Origin of the sequence: Pseudomonas sp. CFBP 13710 (assembly GCF_014842235.1) — a bacterium.
GTDB classification, from domain to species: domain Bacteria; phylum Pseudomonadota; class Gammaproteobacteria; order Pseudomonadales; family Pseudomonadaceae; genus Aquipseudomonas; species Aquipseudomonas baltica.
This window is the reverse complement of record NZ_JACYVJ010000005.1, coordinates 14,474-31,757: the sequence shown is the minus strand read 5'-3', so window position 1 is coordinate 31,757 and position 17,284 is coordinate 14,474. Positions and strand designations below refer to the sequence as shown.

19 protein-coding genes are annotated in these 17,284 nt (G+C 63.2%); 17 read left to right on the top strand and 2 right to left on the bottom strand.

Features of this window, described 5'->3' with window-relative positions; all coding sequences use genetic code 11:
• Positions 1-66 precede the first annotated feature (66 nt).
• From IFT44_RS13265 to IFT44_RS13200, 14 genes are all read left to right on the top strand, one after another.
• Complete coding sequence (locus IFT44_RS13265) at positions 67-1,455, top strand: MFS transporter (protein WP_122476145.1); 1,389 nt, start codon at positions 67-69, stop codon at positions 1,453-1,455.
• Between the two features lie 12 nt (positions 1,456-1,467).
• The gene (locus IFT44_RS13260) at positions 1,468-2,208 is read left to right on the top strand and encodes a nitroreductase (RefSeq protein WP_192176024.1); all 741 of its coding nucleotides are present in this window, start codon (positions 1,468-1,470) and stop codon (positions 2,206-2,208) included.
• Positions 2,205-3,857, top strand: a complete 1,653-nt coding sequence (locus IFT44_RS13255) for an AMP-binding protein (RefSeq protein WP_185794424.1) — start codon at positions 2,205-2,207, stop codon at positions 3,855-3,857. Before IFT44_RS13260 ends, IFT44_RS13255 begins: the two co-directional genes overlap by 4 nt.
• A gap of 488 nt (positions 3,858-4,345) precedes the next feature.
• Positions 4,346-5,584 (top strand): urea ABC transporter substrate-binding protein, encoded by a 1,239-nt coding sequence (locus IFT44_RS13250; RefSeq protein WP_192176023.1) that lies wholly within the window; start codon positions 4,346-4,348, stop codon positions 5,582-5,584.
• A gap of 10 nt (positions 5,585-5,594) precedes the next feature.
• Positions 5,595-6,464, top strand: coding sequence for an ABC transporter permease subunit (locus tag IFT44_RS13245; protein ID WP_185794423.1), 870 nt, complete (start codon positions 5,595-5,597; stop codon positions 6,462-6,464).
• Complete coding sequence (locus IFT44_RS13240; protein ID WP_192176022.1) at positions 6,464-7,495, top strand: ABC transporter permease subunit; 1,032 nt, start codon at positions 6,464-6,466, stop codon at positions 7,493-7,495. Before IFT44_RS13245 ends, IFT44_RS13240 begins: the two co-directional genes overlap by 1 nt.
• Positions 7,492-8,217 (top strand): ATP-binding cassette domain-containing protein, encoded by a 726-nt coding sequence (locus IFT44_RS13235; RefSeq protein ID WP_122476155.1) that lies wholly within the window; start codon positions 7,492-7,494, stop codon positions 8,215-8,217. Before IFT44_RS13240 ends, IFT44_RS13235 begins: the two co-directional genes overlap by 4 nt.
• Positions 8,210-8,914: an ABC transporter ATP-binding protein gene (locus IFT44_RS13230; protein WP_122476157.1), complete on the top strand. Its 705-nt coding sequence runs from the start codon at positions 8,210-8,212 to the stop codon at positions 8,912-8,914. Before IFT44_RS13235 ends, IFT44_RS13230 begins: the two co-directional genes overlap by 8 nt.
• Before the next feature lie 12 nt (positions 8,915-8,926).
• Positions 8,927-10,447, top strand: a complete 1,521-nt coding sequence (locus IFT44_RS13225) for an amidase (RefSeq protein WP_192176021.1) — start codon at positions 8,927-8,929, stop codon at positions 10,445-10,447.
• Positions 10,444-11,568: a transporter substrate-binding domain-containing protein gene (locus IFT44_RS13220; RefSeq protein ID WP_192176020.1), complete on the top strand. Its 1,125-nt coding sequence runs from the start codon at positions 10,444-10,446 to the stop codon at positions 11,566-11,568. The genes IFT44_RS13225 and IFT44_RS13220 overlap by 4 nt, the downstream gene beginning before the upstream one ends.
• A 16-nt stretch (positions 11,569-11,584) precedes the next feature.
• Positions 11,585-12,199 carry an ANTAR domain-containing response regulator gene (locus IFT44_RS13215; protein ID WP_122476163.1) on the top strand — a complete coding sequence of 205 codons (615 nt, stop codon included), beginning with the start codon at positions 11,585-11,587 and terminating at the stop codon, positions 12,197-12,199.
• A gap of 48 nt (positions 12,200-12,247) precedes the next feature.
• The gene (locus tag IFT44_RS13210) at positions 12,248-13,399 is read left to right on the top strand and encodes an iron-containing alcohol dehydrogenase (RefSeq protein ID WP_192176019.1); all 1,152 of its coding nucleotides are present in this window, start codon (positions 12,248-12,250) and stop codon (positions 13,397-13,399) included.
• A 188-nt stretch (positions 13,400-13,587) separates the two neighbouring features.
• Entirely contained in the window at positions 13,588-14,223 is a 636-nt protein-coding gene (locus IFT44_RS13205; protein ID WP_207106116.1) for a hypothetical protein, read from the top strand.
• A 14-nt stretch (positions 14,224-14,237) separates the two neighbouring features.
• Positions 14,238-15,020: a DODA-type extradiol aromatic ring-opening family dioxygenase gene (locus tag IFT44_RS13200; protein WP_192176017.1), complete on the top strand. Its 783-nt coding sequence runs from the start codon at positions 14,238-14,240 to the stop codon at positions 15,018-15,020.
• Positions 15,021-15,086: 66 nt separating this feature from the next.
• Here IFT44_RS13200 and IFT44_RS13195 read toward each other — a convergent pair whose 3' ends face one another.
• On the bottom strand, positions 15,087-15,377 hold the full coding sequence (locus IFT44_RS13195; RefSeq protein ID WP_192176016.1) for a type II toxin-antitoxin system RelE/ParE family toxin: 291 nt from the start codon (positions 15,375-15,377) through the stop codon (positions 15,087-15,089).
• Positions 15,340-15,603 carry a CopG family ribbon-helix-helix protein gene (locus IFT44_RS13190; RefSeq protein WP_122476172.1) on the bottom strand — a complete coding sequence of 88 codons (264 nt, stop codon included), beginning with the start codon at positions 15,601-15,603 and terminating at the stop codon, positions 15,340-15,342. Before IFT44_RS13190 ends, IFT44_RS13195 begins: the two co-directional genes overlap by 38 nt.
• 240 nt (positions 15,604-15,843) lie before the next feature.
• Here IFT44_RS13190 and IFT44_RS13185 point away from each other — a divergent pair, with 240 nt between their 5' ends.
• The 3 genes from IFT44_RS13185 (at position 15,844) to IFT44_RS13175 (ending at position 17,254) form a co-directional block, all read left to right on the top strand.
• Positions 15,844-16,455: a LysE family translocator gene (locus tag IFT44_RS13185; protein ID WP_192053062.1), complete on the top strand. Its 612-nt coding sequence runs from the start codon at positions 15,844-15,846 to the stop codon at positions 16,453-16,455.
• 200 nt (positions 16,456-16,655) lie between these two features.
• A complete protein-coding gene (locus IFT44_RS13180) occupies positions 16,656-16,910 on the top strand; it encodes an AbrB/MazE/SpoVT family DNA-binding domain-containing protein (RefSeq protein ID WP_192137988.1) in 255 nt (84 codons plus the stop codon).
• Positions 16,907-17,254 carry a type II toxin-antitoxin system ChpB family toxin gene (locus IFT44_RS13175; RefSeq protein WP_122794938.1) on the top strand — a complete coding sequence of 116 codons (348 nt, stop codon included), beginning with the start codon at positions 16,907-16,909 and terminating at the stop codon, positions 17,252-17,254. The genes IFT44_RS13180 and IFT44_RS13175 overlap by 4 nt, the downstream gene beginning before the upstream one ends.
• Positions 17,255-17,284 lie beyond the last annotated feature (30 nt).

Below are 17,284 nucleotides of genomic sequence, written 5' to 3'. Positions count from 1 at the left end.
CCCATGGCCTGGTCGGCAGAACACCTGTGCACTTCAAAACAAAAATAAAACCGAAGGAGACACGCTATGCAACCCGTGAACGTTTTCGCGCTGGCAAAGGATTCAAGGTTCAACCGCTTCCATGGCCTGATCCTGTTCTGGTGCGTGCTCATCCTGATCATCGACGGCTATGACCTCGCCGTTGTGGGTGCGGCACTGCCGGCCATCATGAAGGACATGAACATCGAGGCGACCAGTGCCGGCATCATGGCCGGCTCGGCGCTGTTCGGCACCATGCTCGGGGCAATTTTTCTCGGCACGCTGGCCGATCGCATCGGTCGGCCGAAGATGACGGCCATCTGCGTTGCGCTGTTCAGTCTGTTCACTGCGGGTGCCGGGCTGACCAACGACCCCATCAGCTTCAGCGTCATGCGTTTCATCGCAGGGCTGGGCATTGGCGGCGTACTGCCCATCTGCACCGCGCAAATGGGCGAGTTTTCGCCATTGAAACTGCGCACCCGCCTGGTAACGCTGGTATTCGCCGGTTATTCCGTGGGTGGCATCCTGGTCGCCCTCACCGCAAAACAGCTGATCGAAAGTCACGGCTGGCAATGGGTGTTCTACGTCGCGGGCCTGCCCGTGATCCTCATCCCGTTCATTCTCAAGAGCATGCCTGACTCCATCGGCTACATGCTCAAACAGGGCCAGCAGGACGCACTCAGGGAGGTGGCGCGAAAGCTCGATCCCGGCAACATGATTCCTGACGATGCGGTGATGGCCGGCAACCCGGAGATCCTCGATAAACAGGATTCCCCGGTGCGCAACCTGTTCGCCGACGGCCGCGGTTTCAGCACGGTCATGATCTGGGCGGCATTCATGACCGGGTTGTTCATGGTCTACGCGCTGAACTCCTGGCTGACCAAGCTGATGGCCATGGCGGGTTTCAGCCTGGGTTCGGCGCTGAATTTTGTGATCGTGTTCAATGTCGGTGCCATCGTCGGCGCGCTGGGCGGTGGCTGGCTGGGCGACAGGTTCAACATCAAGCGTGTGCTGGTGTGCTTCTACATCGTCGGCGCCCTGGCGCTGGTCATGCTTGCCTACACCCGCTCGCCGGGCCTGCTCTACGCCGTGGTGTTCACGGTCGGCGCATCGACCTTGGGTACGCAACTGCTGGCCTACGCCTACGCCGGCGATTTCTACCCTTCGACCATCAGGGCCACCGGCGTCGGCTTTGCATCGGGCGTGGGCCGCATAGGCGCCATCGTGGCCCCGGTACTGATCGGTTGGTTGATCTCGATGCACTTGCCGCTGGAGCAGAACTTCATGGCCATCGCCCTTGCCGGGCTGATCGGTGCGGCGGCGGTTTCGCTGATCAATCAGTCCCTCGCCGATTCTTCCCAGGCACGCTCGACCCGCCGCGCGCCATCGGCCACCGACAGTGCGGCCTTGAATCCTGCAACCTCCAAATCCACCTGACTGGGGGCACTTATGAATCGACTGTCTCAACCGCCGTCAAGCCCCGCCCTGGTTGTGGAGGCTGTGGACTGGGCGATCAGGTCTCGGCGCAGCATCAGGGCTTTTCTTCCCGACCCCGTGGCCCAGGAAGACGTGGAAAGCATCCTCGATGTCGCCCGCTTCTGCGCGACGGGCGTGAACATGCAGCCCTGGCGTGTGCACGTGGTCACTGGCGACGCCAAACGGCAGCTGTCCAACGCCATAGCGGATATAGACAACGATCCCGCCCATGCCAACCAGCTGCTCGCCCCCTACGAGTACTACCCCAGAGAGTGGGTGACGCCCTATGCGGACAGGAAAAAGAAAGTCGGCTGGGAGCTGTACGGGCTGCTGGGCATCGCCAAGGGCGACAAGCAACGCATGCATGAGCAGCACGGCCGCAACTACCGGTTCTTCGATGCGCCGGTAGGCCTGCTGTTCACCATCGACCGCGTGCTTCAGCAAGGAAGCCTGCTGGACTACGGCATGTTCCTGCAGAGCGTGATGGTGGCTGCCAGGGCTCGCGGGTTGCACACGTGCCCTCAGGCCGCCTTTCTGAAGTATCACCACGTCATCGCCGAAGTCCTTGGCATTCCCGACGAGCAAATGCTGGTCTGCGGCATGAGCCTGGGCTATGCGGACGCGTCCAGTGTCGAGAACGAGCTGGTCACCGAGCGCGAACCGGTCAGTGCATTCACCACCTTTCATCACAATAACAAAGAGACTCGCCCATGAAGCCTGCAGCCCTCAACGAGTGCCTCGACAAGACCCCGGCCAATCACCTCCCCCTGACCCCGTTGGGGTTTCTGGAAAGGGCTGCGTTGGCCCATCCGACACGGGCTGCGGTGGTGTATGGACCCATCACACGGACCTGGGCGCAGACGCGCGAGCGCTGCCTGCGACTGGCCAGTGCTCTGGTCGCTCGAGGATTAGGGGCTGGCGATACCGTCTCCATTCTGTGCCCGAATACGCCGGCCATGCTCGAAGCGCATTTTGGCATCCCGTTATCAGGCGCAGTGCTCAACACCATCAACTGCCGGCTCGATGCCGAAGGCGTGGCGTTCATTCTCAGGCATGCCGAGTCCAAGGCCATTCTGGTGGATCGCGAATACGCAAGCCTGGTTGCGGCGGCGCTCGAGCGGCTGGATCAGGCGCTGATCGTGATCGATATCGACGACCCCTTCGCGCCGTTGGGGCCATCGATCGGCGTGGTGGGTTATGAAGAGCTGCTCGCCAACGGCGATCCGGACTTCGCCGGCGTCTGGCCTGTCGATGAATGGCACCCTATCGCCCTGAACTACACCTCCGGTACCACGGGCGATCCCAAGGGGGTCGTCACCAGCCACCGCGCGACCTATCTGATGAGCCTGCTGCAGATGACCAACTGGCCGCTGCCGCGTGCGCCGCGCTACCTGTGGACGCTGCCGATGTTCCACGCCAACGGTTGGTGTTTTACCTGGGCGATCACCGCAGCGGCAGGCACTCATGTGTGCATGCGCAAGGTCAGTGCCGAGGCCGTGTTCGATGCCATCGATACCCACGGTGTGGACCATTTCTGCGCCGCACCCGTGGTCATGGCCATGATTGCCGATGCGCGTGATCGCGAGGTGTTGCGATCACCTGTGCGCGTGCTCACGGCCGGCTCCCCTCCACCGGCTTCGGTGCTCAGCGCGGTGGTTGCACTGGGCTTCGACGTGGATCACGTCTATGGCATCACCGAGGTATCCGGGACCCCGGTGAGCTGCGTGTGGCAAGACGGCTGGGACGCGCTGACGGACAGCGAACAACGCGCATTCCGGGTTCGCCAGGGCACGCGAGCGGCAACGTTCGAAGGGATGATGGTGGCCGATCCGGACACCTTGATCGCGGTGCCGCACGATGGTGTCACCACTGGCGAACTGTTGCTGCGCGGCAATACCGTGATGATGGGATACCTGAAGAACGCGTCGGCCACCGGCAAGGCCTTCGCGGGTGGATGGTTTCATACCGGGGACATCGCGGTGGTGCATGAAGGCGGCTACGTGCAAATCACCGATCGTTCCAAGGATGTCATCATCTCAGGCGGCGAGAACATCTCCTCGATCGAAGTCGAGGATGTCATCCACTGCCATCCCAGCGTCCTGCACGCGGCTGTCGTGGCCCAGCCCGACGACAAATGGGGTGAGGTACCGTGCGCCTTCATCGAACTCAAGGCCGGTGTCGCGGCGCCCACCGGTGCCGAGCTCATCGCGTTCTGCCAAACGCGACTGGCCAGGTTCAAATGCCCGCGACAGGTCATCTTCACGGAGCTGCCGAAGACGGCCACCGGCAAAATCCAGAAATTCGTGCTGCGCGAGCGTGCAGGCAGCAAGGCTGCCATCTCGAGGCTCGCGTCCGGAGGGTGAAGCCGTTCGTAGGTGTGCGTTCAATACAGAGGGGCAGTGTTCGACCCATCCTGAGCACTGCCTCCCCTGTTACCCATCAGTTGGACCCTGCTCGGTTTGAGTGCAGGATTCCCATTCTGGAGCACACTATTGCGCTCTCAAAAGCGCACCAGCAGAAAATATTCAGTGAAAACATCCAGTTACTGACAGCGGCCTGATTATTGCTTCGTTTGAGACGTCGCGCCCCACGCGACATCTGTTTCCTCCAGCGGCCCTCATGCCCTGGGCGACCCGGCCCCAACGATGCGGCTGCGGTCACAAGCGAAACGCTCGACACCCGTTCAGCCGACAGCGTCGTCGGTACGTGAGATCAGGCCCTACCCCCCTCGCCTGCATCTCATCCAGCCCCCACTCCATTCCTGTTTCCCGGTGCTTGCACGGGCAGCCCCTTCGGCTGTGCGCAAACCGGCAGGCGATGGCACGCAGGGCTGGTTCCAGGAGCACTGAGCATGGCTATCAATCGTCGTACCTTCCTGCGTTCGTCCGCCATTTCCGCTGCCGCACTGTCGGCGCTGAGCTTCAAGAGCCTGTCGGCCTTCGCCGCCGACGACGCCATCAAGATCGCCTCGCTGTACGACAGCTCGGGTGGCCTGGACATCTATGGCAAGCCGATCGTGGACGCGCTGACATTCGCCACCGAGGAACTCAATGCCCAGGGCGGCCTGCTCGGTCGGCCGTTGAATCTGATCAAGTACGACACCCAGTCCAACATGCAGCTGTACGCGCAGTACGCCCAGCAGGCGGCGCTCAAGGATCGTGCCGCCGTGGTGCACGCGGGCATCACTTCGGCGTCACGCGAAGTGGTACGGCCGGTACTGGACCGCTACAAGACGCTGTACTTCTACGACAACCAGTACGAAGGCGGCGTGTGCGATCGCAATTTCTTCGGCACCGGCGTGACGCCGGGGCAGACCGTGGAGAAGCTGGTGTCCCACGTAACCCAGAAGTGGGGCAAGAAGGTCTACATCGTGGCGGCGGACTACAACTACGGGCAGATCGTCACCGCCTGGGTGAAGAAGTACGTCGAGCAGGCCGGCGGGTCGAGCGTGGGTATCGAGTTCTTCCCGCTCGACGTGACCAACTTCGGCGCGACCATTTCGAAGATCCAGGAAGCCAAGCCGGACTTCGTCTGGTCGGCCCTGGTCGGCGGCGCGCACATGTCGTTCTACCGCCAGTGGAAGGCCGCCGGCATGACCGGCAAGCTGCCGATCGCCTCGACCACCTTCGCCGGTGGCAACGAGCACATCGTGCTCTCGCCCGAAGAGTGCAACGGCATCCTGATCTGCCAGAACTACGTGCAGGAACTGCAGACCCCGCTCAACACGGCGTTCGTCGAACGCTTCCACCAGCGCTTCGGCGCCGACTACCCGTACATCACCGAACTGGCCATGGGCGCCTACCAGGGCATGATGCTGTGGGCCGAGGGCGTGCGCCAGGCCGGTTCGATCGAACGCATGCCGGTCATCGAAGCGCTGGAGAAAGGCATCAGCCTGGACCTGCCCAGCGGCAAGGTCAGCATCGACCCGGCCACCCACCACTGCATTCTGGACGTGCACATCGCCGAGGTGCGCGATCGCCGCCTGGAGGTGGTTGAAAGCTTCGCCCAGCAGGCCCCTTCGGACACCGCCGCGGTTTGCGACCTGATCAAGAACCCCCGTGATGCCAAGCAATACAGCATCGCGCTGTAAGGAGACGGACATGGATTGGGCTGCGATTTTTTCCCTGCAGATAGTCGGCGCCATCGCCACGCTGGTGCTGCTCAGCATCGGCCTGGCGGTGGTGTTCGGCATGATGAAGATCATCAACCTGGCGCATGGCGAGTTCATGATGCTCGGCGGTTACGTGGCCGTCCTGGCCACCCACCACTGGCACGTGCCGATCTGGATCTCGATCCTGGTGCTGGCGCCGCTCACCGTGGGCCTGTTCGGCATGCTGGTCGAGCGCCTGCTGATACGCCACCTCTACGGCCGCATGATCGACACCATGCTGGCCACCTGGGGCCTGAGCCTGGGGCTGACCGGTGCGGCGACCATGCTGTTCGGCAACACCACGGTGGGCATCAGTTCACCGTTGCCGGGCATTACCTTGGGCGCCTATCAAACCAGTGGCTACGGACTGTTCGTGATTGCCGTGGCCGTGGCGGTCCTGCTGGGCCTGTGGGCGCTGCTGCGCTTCACCCAGTTTGGCCTGTGCGCGCGGGCGACCATGCAGAACGCCAAGATGGCCGCCGCCCTGGGCGCCAACCCCGGGCGCATCTACAGCCTTACCTTTGGCCTGGGTGCGGCCTTGGCCGGGCTCGGCGGCGCGGTCCTCGCGCCACTCACCGGGGTGATCCCGACGCTGGGCGCCAGCTACATCGCCAAGGCCTTCATCACCGTGATCGGCGGCGGCAGCGCGGTCATCACCGGCACGCTGAGTGCGGCCGGCGCGTTCGGCGTCATCAGCCAAGTGGTGACCTTCTTCAGTACCCCGGTGTTCGGTGAAGTGGCCCTGCTGCTGGCCGCCATCGTGCTGATCCGCGTGTTGCCCCAAGGCATCACCGGTCGTTTCTTTCGGAGGGCGTTCTGATGCCTGTCGCATTTCGTGATCTGCTGCCGGTGCTGGGCTGTGTGCTCGCGGCCGTGCTGGTCGGCGCTCTACCGCAGTGGCTGGACCTGTTCACCCTGCTCTCGCTGACCATCTACCTGGTCATGGCCTTGCTGGCGCTGAGCCTGGCGTTCATCTGGGGCTTTGGCGGCATCCTGTGTTTCGGCCAGGCTGCGTTCTTCGGCCTGGGCGCCTATGCCTATGCCATCGGCGTGCTGAACATCGGCGACAGCACCTGGCCGGTGCTGCTGGCCATTGCCGTACCCGCACTGTTCGCCGCGGCCATGGGCTATTTCATGTTCTATGGCGGCATCAGTGATGTGTACCTGGGCGTGATCACCTTGGCGGTGACGTTGATTCTGTTCAACGTGATGAACTCCACCTCGGGCAGCGAATACCACATCGGCAGCGCGCTGCTGGGTGGTTTCAATGGCATTCCGGCGATCCCGACGCTCAACGTGCCGTTCGATCCGCAGCGCGTGCTGGAACCTGAAACCCTGTTCCAGGTGATCGGCGGCGCCTTGATTCTCTGCTACCTGGGCCTGCGCGGGCTGCTCGCCAGTCGCTTCGGCAAGGTGGTAGTGGCCATCCGTGAAAACGAGCAGCGTGCCGGGCTGCTGGGCTACGACACGCGCCTGCACAAGCTGATCGTGTTCAGCCTGGGCGGCGGCATTGCCGGGCTGGCCGGATGCCTGTTCGCCAACTGGGGTGCGTTCGTCAGCCCGGGCGTGTTTGGCCTGGCACAGTCGGCGCAGATCATCATCTGGGTCATCGTCGGCGGTCGCGGTACCTTGTTCGGGCCGATCCTGGCCTGCATCGGCCTGCAGGCGCTGATGGCACGCCTGGGCGAACAGCAGACGGTCGACAGCGGCCTGGTATTGGGCGCGATTCTGCTGACCTTCGTCATGCTGCTGCCGCGCGGCCTGCTGCCAAGCCTGGGGGCTTTGGCCTCGCGCCTCTTCAAGCGCCGCCCGGCGCCCAGCCCTGTCGTGCCACCGGAGAGCGTCGTATGAGCGTGCTACTGCAAACCCAGGGCCTGGGGGTCAGTTTCGGGGGTGTTCACGCCGTCAAGGCAGTGGATTTCACCCTTCACAGCGGTGAGCTGCGCTGCCTCATCGGCCCCAACGGTGCGGGTAAAAGCACCTTTTTCAAACTGCTCAGTGGGCAGTTGAAGCCGACCCACGGCACCTGCCACTTTCAGGCCAGGCGCATCAGTGGCCTGCCCCCGCACCGCATCGCCCGCATGGGTATCGGCATCAAGACCCAGACGCCCAGCGTGTTCGACGGCCTGGATGTATTCGAGAACCTGCGGCTGGCCGCCAGCCGTACGCAGAGCGCCGATCAGGCCCGGCAAAGCGCCGAACACACCCTTCAGCGCATCGACCTGGCCGAGCACCGTCATCGTCTGGTCGGCGACCTGGCCCACGGTCAACGTCAATGGGTCGAACTGGGCATGATCCTGGCCTCGCGGCCGACGTTGGTGCTGCTGGACGAGCCGGCCGCCGGCATGACTTATCAGGAAGTGCGCAAGACCGCCGAGCTGATCAAGGAGATCAATGCGCACAGCACCGTGGTGGTGGTCGAGCACGACATGGAGTTCATTCGCCTGATCGCCGGCACGGTCACCGTGTTCAACCAGGGGGCAATCCTCGCCCAGGGCAGCTTTGCCGAGGTGACCCAAGACCCGTTGGTGCGCGAAGCCTATCTGGGCAAACAGGAGATCAAACATGCTTGAAGTCAACGGATTGTGTTCCGGCTACGGGCGCGTGCCGGTGTTGCGCGACATCGGTCTGCGCAGCGCCACCGACAGCTGCATCGGCGTGCTCGGCCGTAACGGCATGGGCAAGACCACCCTGCTGCGCGCGCTGATCGGCGAGTTGCCGGCGCTGTCAGGCAGCGTGCGGTTCGCCGGCCAGGACCTGAGCCGCGCCGACGCCAGCCAGCGGGCACGGGCCGGTATCGGCTACGTGCCCCAGGGCCGGCAGATTTTCCCCTTTCTTACTGTTGGCGAAAACCTGCGCATGGGCTGCGTGAAGAATTTCACCGAGGCCAGCGCCACCATCGAGCGGATCCTGACGTATTTCCCGCGGCTGCAACGGCTGCTCGACCAGCCCGGCGGCGCGTTGTCGGGCGGCGAACAACAGCTGCTGGCCCTGGCTCGCTGCCTGTGCGGCAACCCGAAGCTGATTCTGCTCGATGAACCGACCGAGGGCATCCAGCCCTCCATCTGCGACGAGATCATCGAAACCCTGCAGCGCCTGCGTCGCGAACAGGGCCTGGGCATCATTCTGGTGGAGCAGGACATCGACTTTCTGACGGCGCTGGCCGACCGCATCCTGATCATCGAGAACGGTCGACTGGTCGATGAAGTCGACCCTGCCAGCACCACCACCGAAGCGCTTGCCGAGCGTTTCATGGGCTTTCATTCTTAAGGATTCATCGTCATGTCCATTCAACGTCCAACCCAGGTCGAGCTTGCCGAAACCGGCAACCAACTGGGCCTGCATCTGCCAGCGCCGTTACTGGCGCAGTATGCCGACATTCTCGAAGCGGTCTGGCAGGACTATGACCGTCTGGATCAGCTGCAACCGGTCAGCCCGCCGCAGCGGTATCCCAGGAATGCCGGGCAGATTCCCGCGCCGGCGCAGAACCCCTACAACGCCTGGTACGTACGTACCGACCTGCACGGCGCTGCCGAAGGCACCCTGAGCGGCAAGCGCATTGCCCTCAAGGACAACATCTGCCTGGCCGGTGTGCCCATGATGAATGGTTCGTCGACCCTGCAGGGTTACGTGCCCGATGTCGACGCCACCGTGGCCACGCGCGTGCTGGACGCCGGCGGCAGCATTCTGGGCAAGGCCCATTGCGAGTTTTTCTGCGTCTCGGGCAGCAGCCACACCAACGCCACCGGCGCAGTGCACAACCCGCGCAACCCAGGGCATTCCACCGGGGGGTCGTCGTCGGGGTGCGCCGCGCTGATCGTCGCCGGTGAAGTGGACCTGGCCATCGGCACCGATCAAGGCGGCTCGGTGCGCATTCCAGCGGCCTACTCGGGCATCTACGGCATGAAGCCGACCCACGGCTTGGTGCCCTACACCGGCATCATGCCCATCGAAATGACCCTGGACCACGCTGGCGTCATGAGCGCCACGGTGGCCGACAACGCACTGATGCTCGAGGTGCTGGCCGGCGCCGACGGCCTGGATCCGCGCCAGGATCGGCAGATGCCGGTGCAGGCCTATACCCAGGCCCTGGGCGCAGGTGTTGCGGGCCTGCGCATCGGCGTGGTCAGCGAAGGCTTCGGCCACGCCAATTCCGAAGCCGATGTCGACGCCGCCGTGCGCCGCGCTGCCGGTCTGTTCGCCGAATGGGGCGCCCTGGTGGAAGAGGCTTCCATCCCCCTGCACGCACTGGGCCATACCATCTGGACACCGATTGCCGTGGAGGGCACCACGCAACTGCTGCGCGGCTACAATTACGGTTCCAATTGGAAGGGCTTGTACGTGGAGAGCCTGATGCGCGCGCAACAAGACTGGCAACAGCAGGCCGACGCCTTCCCTCACGATCTGAAAACCTGCCTGCTGGCAGGCCACTATGCCCATCAGCGATTCGCCGGCCAGTACTATGCCAAGGCGCAGAACGCCGCACGCCAGCTGCGCGCCGCCTACGACGAGCAGTTGGCCCGCTACGATCTGCTGCTGATGCCGACCGTGCCGCTCAAGGCGCCCAAGCTTCCCGCAGCCGATGCCACGCCCGCAACCTGGGTTACCCGTGCCTTGGAAATGAACGCCAACACCGCCCCGTTCGACGTGACCGGCCACCCGGCCATGTCGATTCCCTGCGGGCTGGCGCAAGGGTTGCCTGTGGGACTCATGCTCATAGCCCGCGATTACCATGAGGCGACCCTTTACCAGGCTGCGCATCACTTCGAACAGCATATCGATTGGGAAAGCCTGACCTCATGAGCGGCGAAGACTACAAGGTAGGCCTGCTGTTTTCCCGCGCTAGCCTGACGGCGGCGTCGGAAACCGCCCAGGCCAATGCCACGCACCTGGCCATTGCCGAAATCAATGACAGCGGCGGCCTCGACGGCCGGCGCCTGCTGGCCGTCGACGGCGATCCCGGCGCCGATCCGAACGATTACCGCGACAGTGCACTGCAGCTGTGCGACCAGCATCAGGTGCAGGTGCTGTTCGGCACGCACATGTCGAGCACGCGCAAGGTCGTTCTGCCGGTGGTCGAAAGCCGTCGTCGATTGCTGTTCTACCCAACCCTGTACGAAGGTTTCGAATACTCGCCGTACTGCTTCTATACCGGCTCGGCACCCAATCAGAACTCGCTGCAGCTGGCCCGCTACGTGCTGGAAACCCATGGCGGGCGGGTGCTGTTCGTCGGGGGCTCGTATGTCTACCCCTACGAATCGAACCGCATCATGCGCGAGCTGTTCGAACAGGCCGGCGGCGAGGTCGTCGACGAGATCTACCTGCCTTTCCACGCCACCGCCGAAGATTTCGACCGGGTCATGCAGCGGGTGCGCGAAACCGCTCCCGACGCCATCTACTCGACCATCGTCGGCAGCGACATTCCGTCGCTGCACCGCGCCTATCGCCAGGCGGGGTTCGATCCTGCGGTCGTGCCCATCGTCAGCCTGGCCACCAACGAGGTCGACGTGCAAGCCATGAGCGACGAGGAAGCCGAAGGCCACATCTCCGCCGCGCCCTGGTTCTCGACCTTGCAGACGCCGGCCAGCCAGGCGTTCGTGGCACGCTACCGTGCGCGCTTCGGCGAACACGCCGCGATTACCTCGGGTGCCGAAGCGGCCTACTTTCAGGTTCACCTGTTCGCGCAAGCCGCGCGCCGCGCGTCCGATGACTCAGTGCAGGCCCTGCGCGAAGCACTGGCCGGGGCAAGCTTCGAGGCGCCTCAAGGCACCGTGCAGATCGACGCCCAGACCCAGCACACCTGGCTGTGGCCGCGCATCGCCCGGCTCGACCAGCGACGGCGATTCCAGCTGGTGCTGGAGAGCGCCGAAGCCGTGCAGCCGAGCCCCTATATGGTCGACTACCAGATGGACGTGCAGCCATGACCTGCCGGAGGCCGAGATGACCAGCGCGCCGTCCCTGCTGCGCGAACTCAAGGGCCTGCGCGTACTGGTGATTCACCCACAGGACGGTGAGGCACGCATCGTGCTCGACCAACTGCAGCGCATCGGCTGCATCGTCGAACAACGCTGGCCGGTGCCCACCACACTGCCCGAAGCGGTCGACGTGGTGCTGCTGGCCGTGGAACTGAGCCAGCGGTTGAACACGCAAACCTTGGTGGAAGGCCTGAGCGAGCAGGCGCCGCCAATCATCGCCGTGGTCGGTTACGAGAACCCGTCGATGCTGCAACTGGTGCTGGAGACGCAACCGGCGGCGGTCATCGAGCGGCCCCTGCGGCCCTTCGGCCTGCTGACCCAGTTGCTGATGGCGCGGGCCGCCTGGCGGGCGCGCATCGACATGCTCGCCGAGTTGCGCAAGCTGCAAAGCCGGCAACCGGCCGTGTCGAAAATCTCCATGGCCAAGGCACTGTTGATGGCGCGCCATCGCCTGGGCGAAAACGATGCTCATCGGCGCCTGCAACGCGAAGCCATGACGCGCCGCACCAGCATGGAGGCCATCGCCCAGCAGATCATCGATGCCGATCAACCTGCCGAACCCGAACAGCCGCTGCCCTAGCCCTGTGCTGAACCAGCGCCCCCAACCACAAGAATACGAGGTCACCCCATGCAAGGATTCACCTTCAGCAGCACTGCCCACCTCATCTGCGCCACCGGCAGCGCCGCTGGCCTGGCCGAACAGTGCGCCAGCCGCGGCGCCCAGCGGGTATTGCTGGTCACGGACGCCGGTATCCTCAAGCACGGCCTGCTCGACAGCGTGCTGCCGGGCTTCGCCACTGCGGGCATCGAACTGGCGGTGTACAGCGACGTGCTCGCCGACCCGGCGGAAGCGTTGGTGCTGGCAGCCACCGAGCAGGCCCGGGGCATGAACGCCGACCTGATCGTCGGCTTCGGCGGCGGCAGTTCCATGGACACCGCCAAACTGGTCGCCTACCTGGCACACCCTGGGCAACGGCAGAGCCTGAGCGACATCTACGGCGTGAACCAGGCCACCGGCCCGCGTTTGCCATTGATTCAGGTACCCACCACCGCGGGCACGGGTTCGGAAGTCACGCCCATCTCCATCGTCACCACGGCCACCGGCAAGTCCGGCGTGGTGGCAAACCAACTGTTGCCGGACCTGGCAATTCTCGACGCGCAACTGACCATCGGCCTGCCCGCCCCGGTCACCGCTGCCACCGGCATCGACGCCATGGTCCACGCCATCGAGGCCTACACCAGCAGGCACCGCAAGAACCCGCTCTCCGACCTGCTGGCGCGCGAAGCCTTGCGCCTGTTGGCGGCGAACCTGGAACGCGCGGTCAATACACCGCAGGACCTGGAAGCCCGCCAGGCGATGTTGCTGGGCGCCTGCCTGGCCGGCCAGGCCTTCGCCAACGCACCCGTCGCGGCCGTGCACGCCCTGGCCTACCCACTGGGCGTCAGCTTCCACCTGCCCCACGGCCTGTCCAATGCGCTGGTACTGCAGCAAGTGCTGCGCTTCAACCTGCCGGCCGCCCAGGGCCTGTACGCCGAGCTGGCGCCCTTTGTGCTGGGCGATCGCCTGCAACCGGGCGACGCGGCGCAGCAGTTCATCGACGAACTGCTCAGGCTTCATGTGGCCACCGGCCTGCCGCTGCGCCTGGGTGATGCCGGAGTGACCCGCGAGAGCCTGCCGGAACTGGCTCGCAGCGCAATGCTGCAACAGCGCCTGCTGGTCAACAACCCGCGCGAAGTCAGCGAGGCCGATGCGCTGGCGATCTATACCGCGGCGTTCTAGGTCGCGGCCGAACACCGCGCCTCCTGTGCTGCACGGCAGACAGCCCCATACCAAGGGGCTGTCTGCCTGCGAGCAACCCATCGCATCAACTCCATCAATGTTTACTATCGTGAAAGTCCGCTTTCTTTTCGCGGTGCCAGACGTTTATATGCGCGACTTATAGCAACTGTCTCGCTTTGGAGCTTCACGTGTACGCCCGCCCTGATTTGAAATACTCGCTTCTGTTCGCTTTGGCCAAATGTTCGATTGCTGGCTTGTCGTTTGCCATGGTGTGGTTGGACATCGCAGTCTTTCATACCGATATCCTTGAAATATCGTTTACCGAGATCACCCAGGAGCTCATGCTCGCGCTGTGCGCCCTGTTGTTCTGGAGCGCACCGGGACCGGCCCGCAAAGGCGGCTTCGAATACCTCGCCGCAGGATTTTTCGCCTGCCTGCTGACCCGAGAGCTGGACGGTCTGTTCGACCCCATCAGCCACAGTGCGTGGCTGTGGCCGTTCCTGGCTATCGCTGCAGTCGCCATAGGCAAGGCGGCAGGTGCCAGGCACAGACGGCAGACCCTGCAGTCCCTGGGCGCTTTCCTGCGCACGCCAACGTTCGCCGCGCTGGCCACGGGCTTCGCGGTGCTGATCTTTTCCAGGATCTTCGGCATGGGTGCGTTCTGGCACCAGGTCATGGGTGACGGCTACCAGCGCCTGGCGAAAACCACGGCCGAAGAAGGCGTGGAGCTGCTGGCATATGGCATCTGGCTGTGCGCCAGCTTCGAGTACTGGGTCAAATGCCGGCTTGGCGAAAGCTGGAGTCCTCAAACCGCAACGTCTTGATGTGGAGTCCGCTGATGACTATTCGATCGCCCGTACTGTTCGTGTCCCATGGTTCCCCCATGTTCGCGGTCGAGCCCGGCCTGGCTGGCAAACACCTGGCCGAGCTGGGTCGTGAGTTGCCGCGGCCCGAGGCCATCGTCATTCTTTCCCCGCACTGGATGACCCGCGGCGACATTCGCATGACCGCCAGTGCAGCCCCGCCGACCATTCACGATTTCGGCGGCTTTCCCGACGCCCTGTATCGGATTCAATACCCAGCACCGGGCGCACCGGCCCTGGCCGCGCGGATCGTCGACATGCTGCAGGCCGGCGGCTGGCAATCCCGCCTGGATGCCGAGCGGGGCCTGGACCACGGGGCCTGGGTACCGCTGCTGTATCTGGCGCCGGACGCGGACATACCGGTCATCCAGGTTTCCATGCCCGCTGCGCTCGATACTCATCAGGCCTGGAAGCTCGGCCAGGCGCTCCAACCACTGCGCGACATGAACGTACTGATCGTGGCGTCCGGCAGCCTGACGCACAACCTCTACGAATTCCGTGGCGCAACGCCCCATGGCGCGCAATACGTCAAGGATTTCGCCGCCTGGACGGCGAAGACCCTGGCCTCGGGTGATCTGCACGCGCTGCTGGACTACCGGCAATACGCCCCCTCGGCAGAACGCGCGCACCCCACGGACGAGCACTTCATGCCGTTGTTCATCGCACTCGGCGCGGCGGGTGAGCAGTATGAAACGCGGGTGATCGAGGGCGGCGTCGAGTATGGGGTGTTGGCGATGGACAGTTATTTGTTCACGTAAAGCAGCAAGCGTGAGCTACACGGGCGGCCACTGGAATGGCCAGCCCTGCCGAAGTGGAACGTTCTGCTACCAATCCTCACTGCGCTCTGCGTGTTGGTGCAAGATTCGATACACCAGAATGGCATTGCCTTTAAAGGTGTAGATCGCACGGTAGGGATACTTCGCAAAGATCAACTCACGGCAATCGGGGATGCCCGACGCCTTGCCCAGTTGAGGAAACGCCTCCAGCTGGCTCAAACCATCCAACATCTGAAACATGGTTTCTTCTGCTTTTTCAGGTCCTCTGAGCGCTTCGTAGTGCTCATGAATACCGTCGAGATCACTCGCCGCCTTGCTGGTTAATGCGACTTTCGGCACGCGCCACCCACTTAGCCTTTACGGCATCCAAATCGACCAGATTGCCTGCCTCTGCATCTGCGATGCCTTCGGCTACAGCACGGAAATGCCACGACTCGGATTCCACATAGCGAGCCAAAGCACGTTTCAAATGGTATTGACGATCTCGATCGGTGGCTTCGGCGAGCTGATCGAGCTGATCGATCAGCTCGGCTTCCACACGGAAAGAAAGAACGGGCGAACCCATGGCAGTACTCCTGGCACGTTTGTTTACGATGTATACGTTTATGCGCAACGTACACACTACCGATTGGAAGCTGCTTGAGCAATCCCTGTCGTGACTGATCCGGAAGTCAGCTGCTGCTTTCGAATACCAGGCTGCTGAAAAGCCTGGTGTGTACTGGTTAAATCACCACTGGCTGTACGGTATTACTTGCCAATTCGTCAGGTAGTTTCACTGCTACAACAACCCAGAGACCATACGGACATGCTCATCGACCTGCTGCCTGCCTTCGCCCTTTTCGCTCTGGTGTCGTCCATCACCCCAGGCCCGAACAACACCATGCTGCTGGCCTCGGGGGTGAACTTCGGTTTCCTGCGCACCATTCCCCATGCCTTGGGCATCAGCCTGGGTTTCATGCTGCTGGTGCTGGCAGTCGGACTGGGGCTGGGTGAAATATTCACCGCCGTGCCCTGGACCTACACCGCACTGCGCTGGATAGGCGCGGCCTACCTGCTTTACCTGGCATGGTGCATCGCCACCTCGGGCAGCATGAGCGAGGCGGGAGAACAGAACAGCACACCCATGACCTTCCTCGGCGCCGCCGCCTTTCAATGGGTCAACCCTAAAGCCTGGGTAATGGCGGTTGGCGCCATCACCACCTATGTGCCGGCGCAGGGTTACGTTTATAACGTGATGGTCATCGCTGCAGTGTTTGCACTGGTCAACCTGCCGAGCGTGTGCGTCTGGGCAGGTTTCGGCAGTGTGTTGCGCAACGTGCTGCGCGTGCCGCGCTGGTTGCGCTTGTTCAACTGGGGCATGGCGGGGTTGCTGGTGCTGTCGTTGTATCCGTTGCTGCAGAGCCCGGCGCCGGTGTGAGGTGTTGGAAAGTCATCCGCGTATTAGCGTTCAGGCGATGTATTGGGCTATTCCCTGATGGCCCAGTCTTGCGATATGCAATGTAGGCGACGGTTTTACAACGCGCTTTTGAGCTAGCATTGTAGATACTATGTTTATACAAAACGCTTGTAACTGGCTCGCCATGTATCTACAATGTGTACACTTTTCAGGAGGTTGCCATGGAAGTCAAAGTGCAGCAGTGGGGCAATAGCGCGGCGATTCGCCTGCCAGCAACTGTGCTCAAGATGATGAATCTGGTCAGCGGCGATGTGCTGAAACTCGATGTGTCCGCCGAGGTGATGACCCTCAAGCCTGCGAAAGCCAAGCCGCATTACTCGCTGGCCGAGCTGATGGCGCAGTGTGACTTGAGCGCGCCGGAACCTGCCGACATGGCAGCGTGGAATGCCATGTCGGCCGTTGGGCGTGAGGCGTGAGGCGGGCCAAGTTCAACCGTGGCGATATTGTGCGCCTGAACCTGAACCCCACCGCCGGCCGTGAGCAGCAAGGCGATTTCCGTCCGGCGCTGATCATTTCGCCTGCGGCCTTCAACGTGTCGGGCTTGGTCCTGATTGCGCCCATCACCCAAGGCGGGGATTTTGCCCGCCATGCTGGTTTTGCCGTGCCACTAAGTGGTTCCGGCACCGAGACGCAAGGCGTGGTGTTGTGCAATCAACTACGCACCGTTGACCTCGAGGCTCGTGGAGGCAAACGCGTAGAGACGGCCCCTGAGGTGGTGATGGACGATGTACTGGCCCGCATTCAGGTGTTGATTGAGTAAGGAAAACAATACCAGCGCCGGCCCTCGCGG

Bases quoted from the DNA above. Each gene is read 5' to 3' on its own strand.
- IFT44_RS13230 (WP_122476157.1), top strand. From the start codon at position 8,210: ATGCTTGAAGTCAACGGATTGTGTTCCGGCTACGGGCGCGTGCCGGTG.
- IFT44_RS13180 (WP_192137988.1), top strand. From the start codon at position 16,656: ATGGAAGTCAAAGTGCAGCAGTGGGGCAATAGCGCGGCGATTCGCCTG.
- IFT44_RS13215 (WP_122476163.1), top strand. From the start codon at position 11,585: ATGACCAGCGCGCCGTCCCTGCTGCGCGAACTCAAGGGCCTGCGCGTA.
- IFT44_RS13200 (WP_192176017.1), top strand. From the start codon at position 14,238: ATGACTATTCGATCGCCCGTACTGTTCGTGTCCCATGGTTCCCCCATG.
- IFT44_RS13210 (WP_192176019.1), top strand. From the start codon at position 12,248: ATGCAAGGATTCACCTTCAGCAGCACTGCCCACCTCATCTGCGCCACC.
- IFT44_RS13225 (WP_192176021.1), top strand. From the start codon at position 8,927: ATGTCCATTCAACGTCCAACCCAGGTCGAGCTTGCCGAAACCGGCAAC.
- IFT44_RS13245 (WP_185794423.1), top strand. From the start codon at position 5,595: ATGGATTGGGCTGCGATTTTTTCCCTGCAGATAGTCGGCGCCATCGCC.
- IFT44_RS13255 (WP_185794424.1), top strand. From the start codon at position 2,205: ATGAAGCCTGCAGCCCTCAACGAGTGCCTCGACAAGACCCCGGCCAAT.
- IFT44_RS13240 (WP_192176022.1), top strand. From the start codon at position 6,464: ATGCCTGTCGCATTTCGTGATCTGCTGCCGGTGCTGGGCTGTGTGCTC.
- IFT44_RS13265 (WP_122476145.1), top strand. From the start codon at position 67: ATGCAACCCGTGAACGTTTTCGCGCTGGCAAAGGATTCAAGGTTCAAC.
- IFT44_RS13190 (WP_122476172.1), bottom strand. From the start codon at position 15,603: ATGGGTTCGCCCGTTCTTTCTTTCCGTGTGGAAGCCGAGCTGATCGAT.
- IFT44_RS13235 (WP_122476155.1), top strand. From the start codon at position 7,492: ATGAGCGTGCTACTGCAAACCCAGGGCCTGGGGGTCAGTTTCGGGGGT.
- IFT44_RS13220 (WP_192176020.1), top strand. From the start codon at position 10,444: ATGAGCGGCGAAGACTACAAGGTAGGCCTGCTGTTTTCCCGCGCTAGC.
- IFT44_RS13250 (WP_192176023.1), top strand. From the start codon at position 4,346: ATGGCTATCAATCGTCGTACCTTCCTGCGTTCGTCCGCCATTTCCGCT.
- IFT44_RS13185 (WP_192053062.1), top strand. From the start codon at position 15,844: ATGCTCATCGACCTGCTGCCTGCCTTCGCCCTTTTCGCTCTGGTGTCG.
- IFT44_RS13260 (WP_192176024.1), top strand. From the start codon at position 1,468: ATGAATCGACTGTCTCAACCGCCGTCAAGCCCCGCCCTGGTTGTGGAG.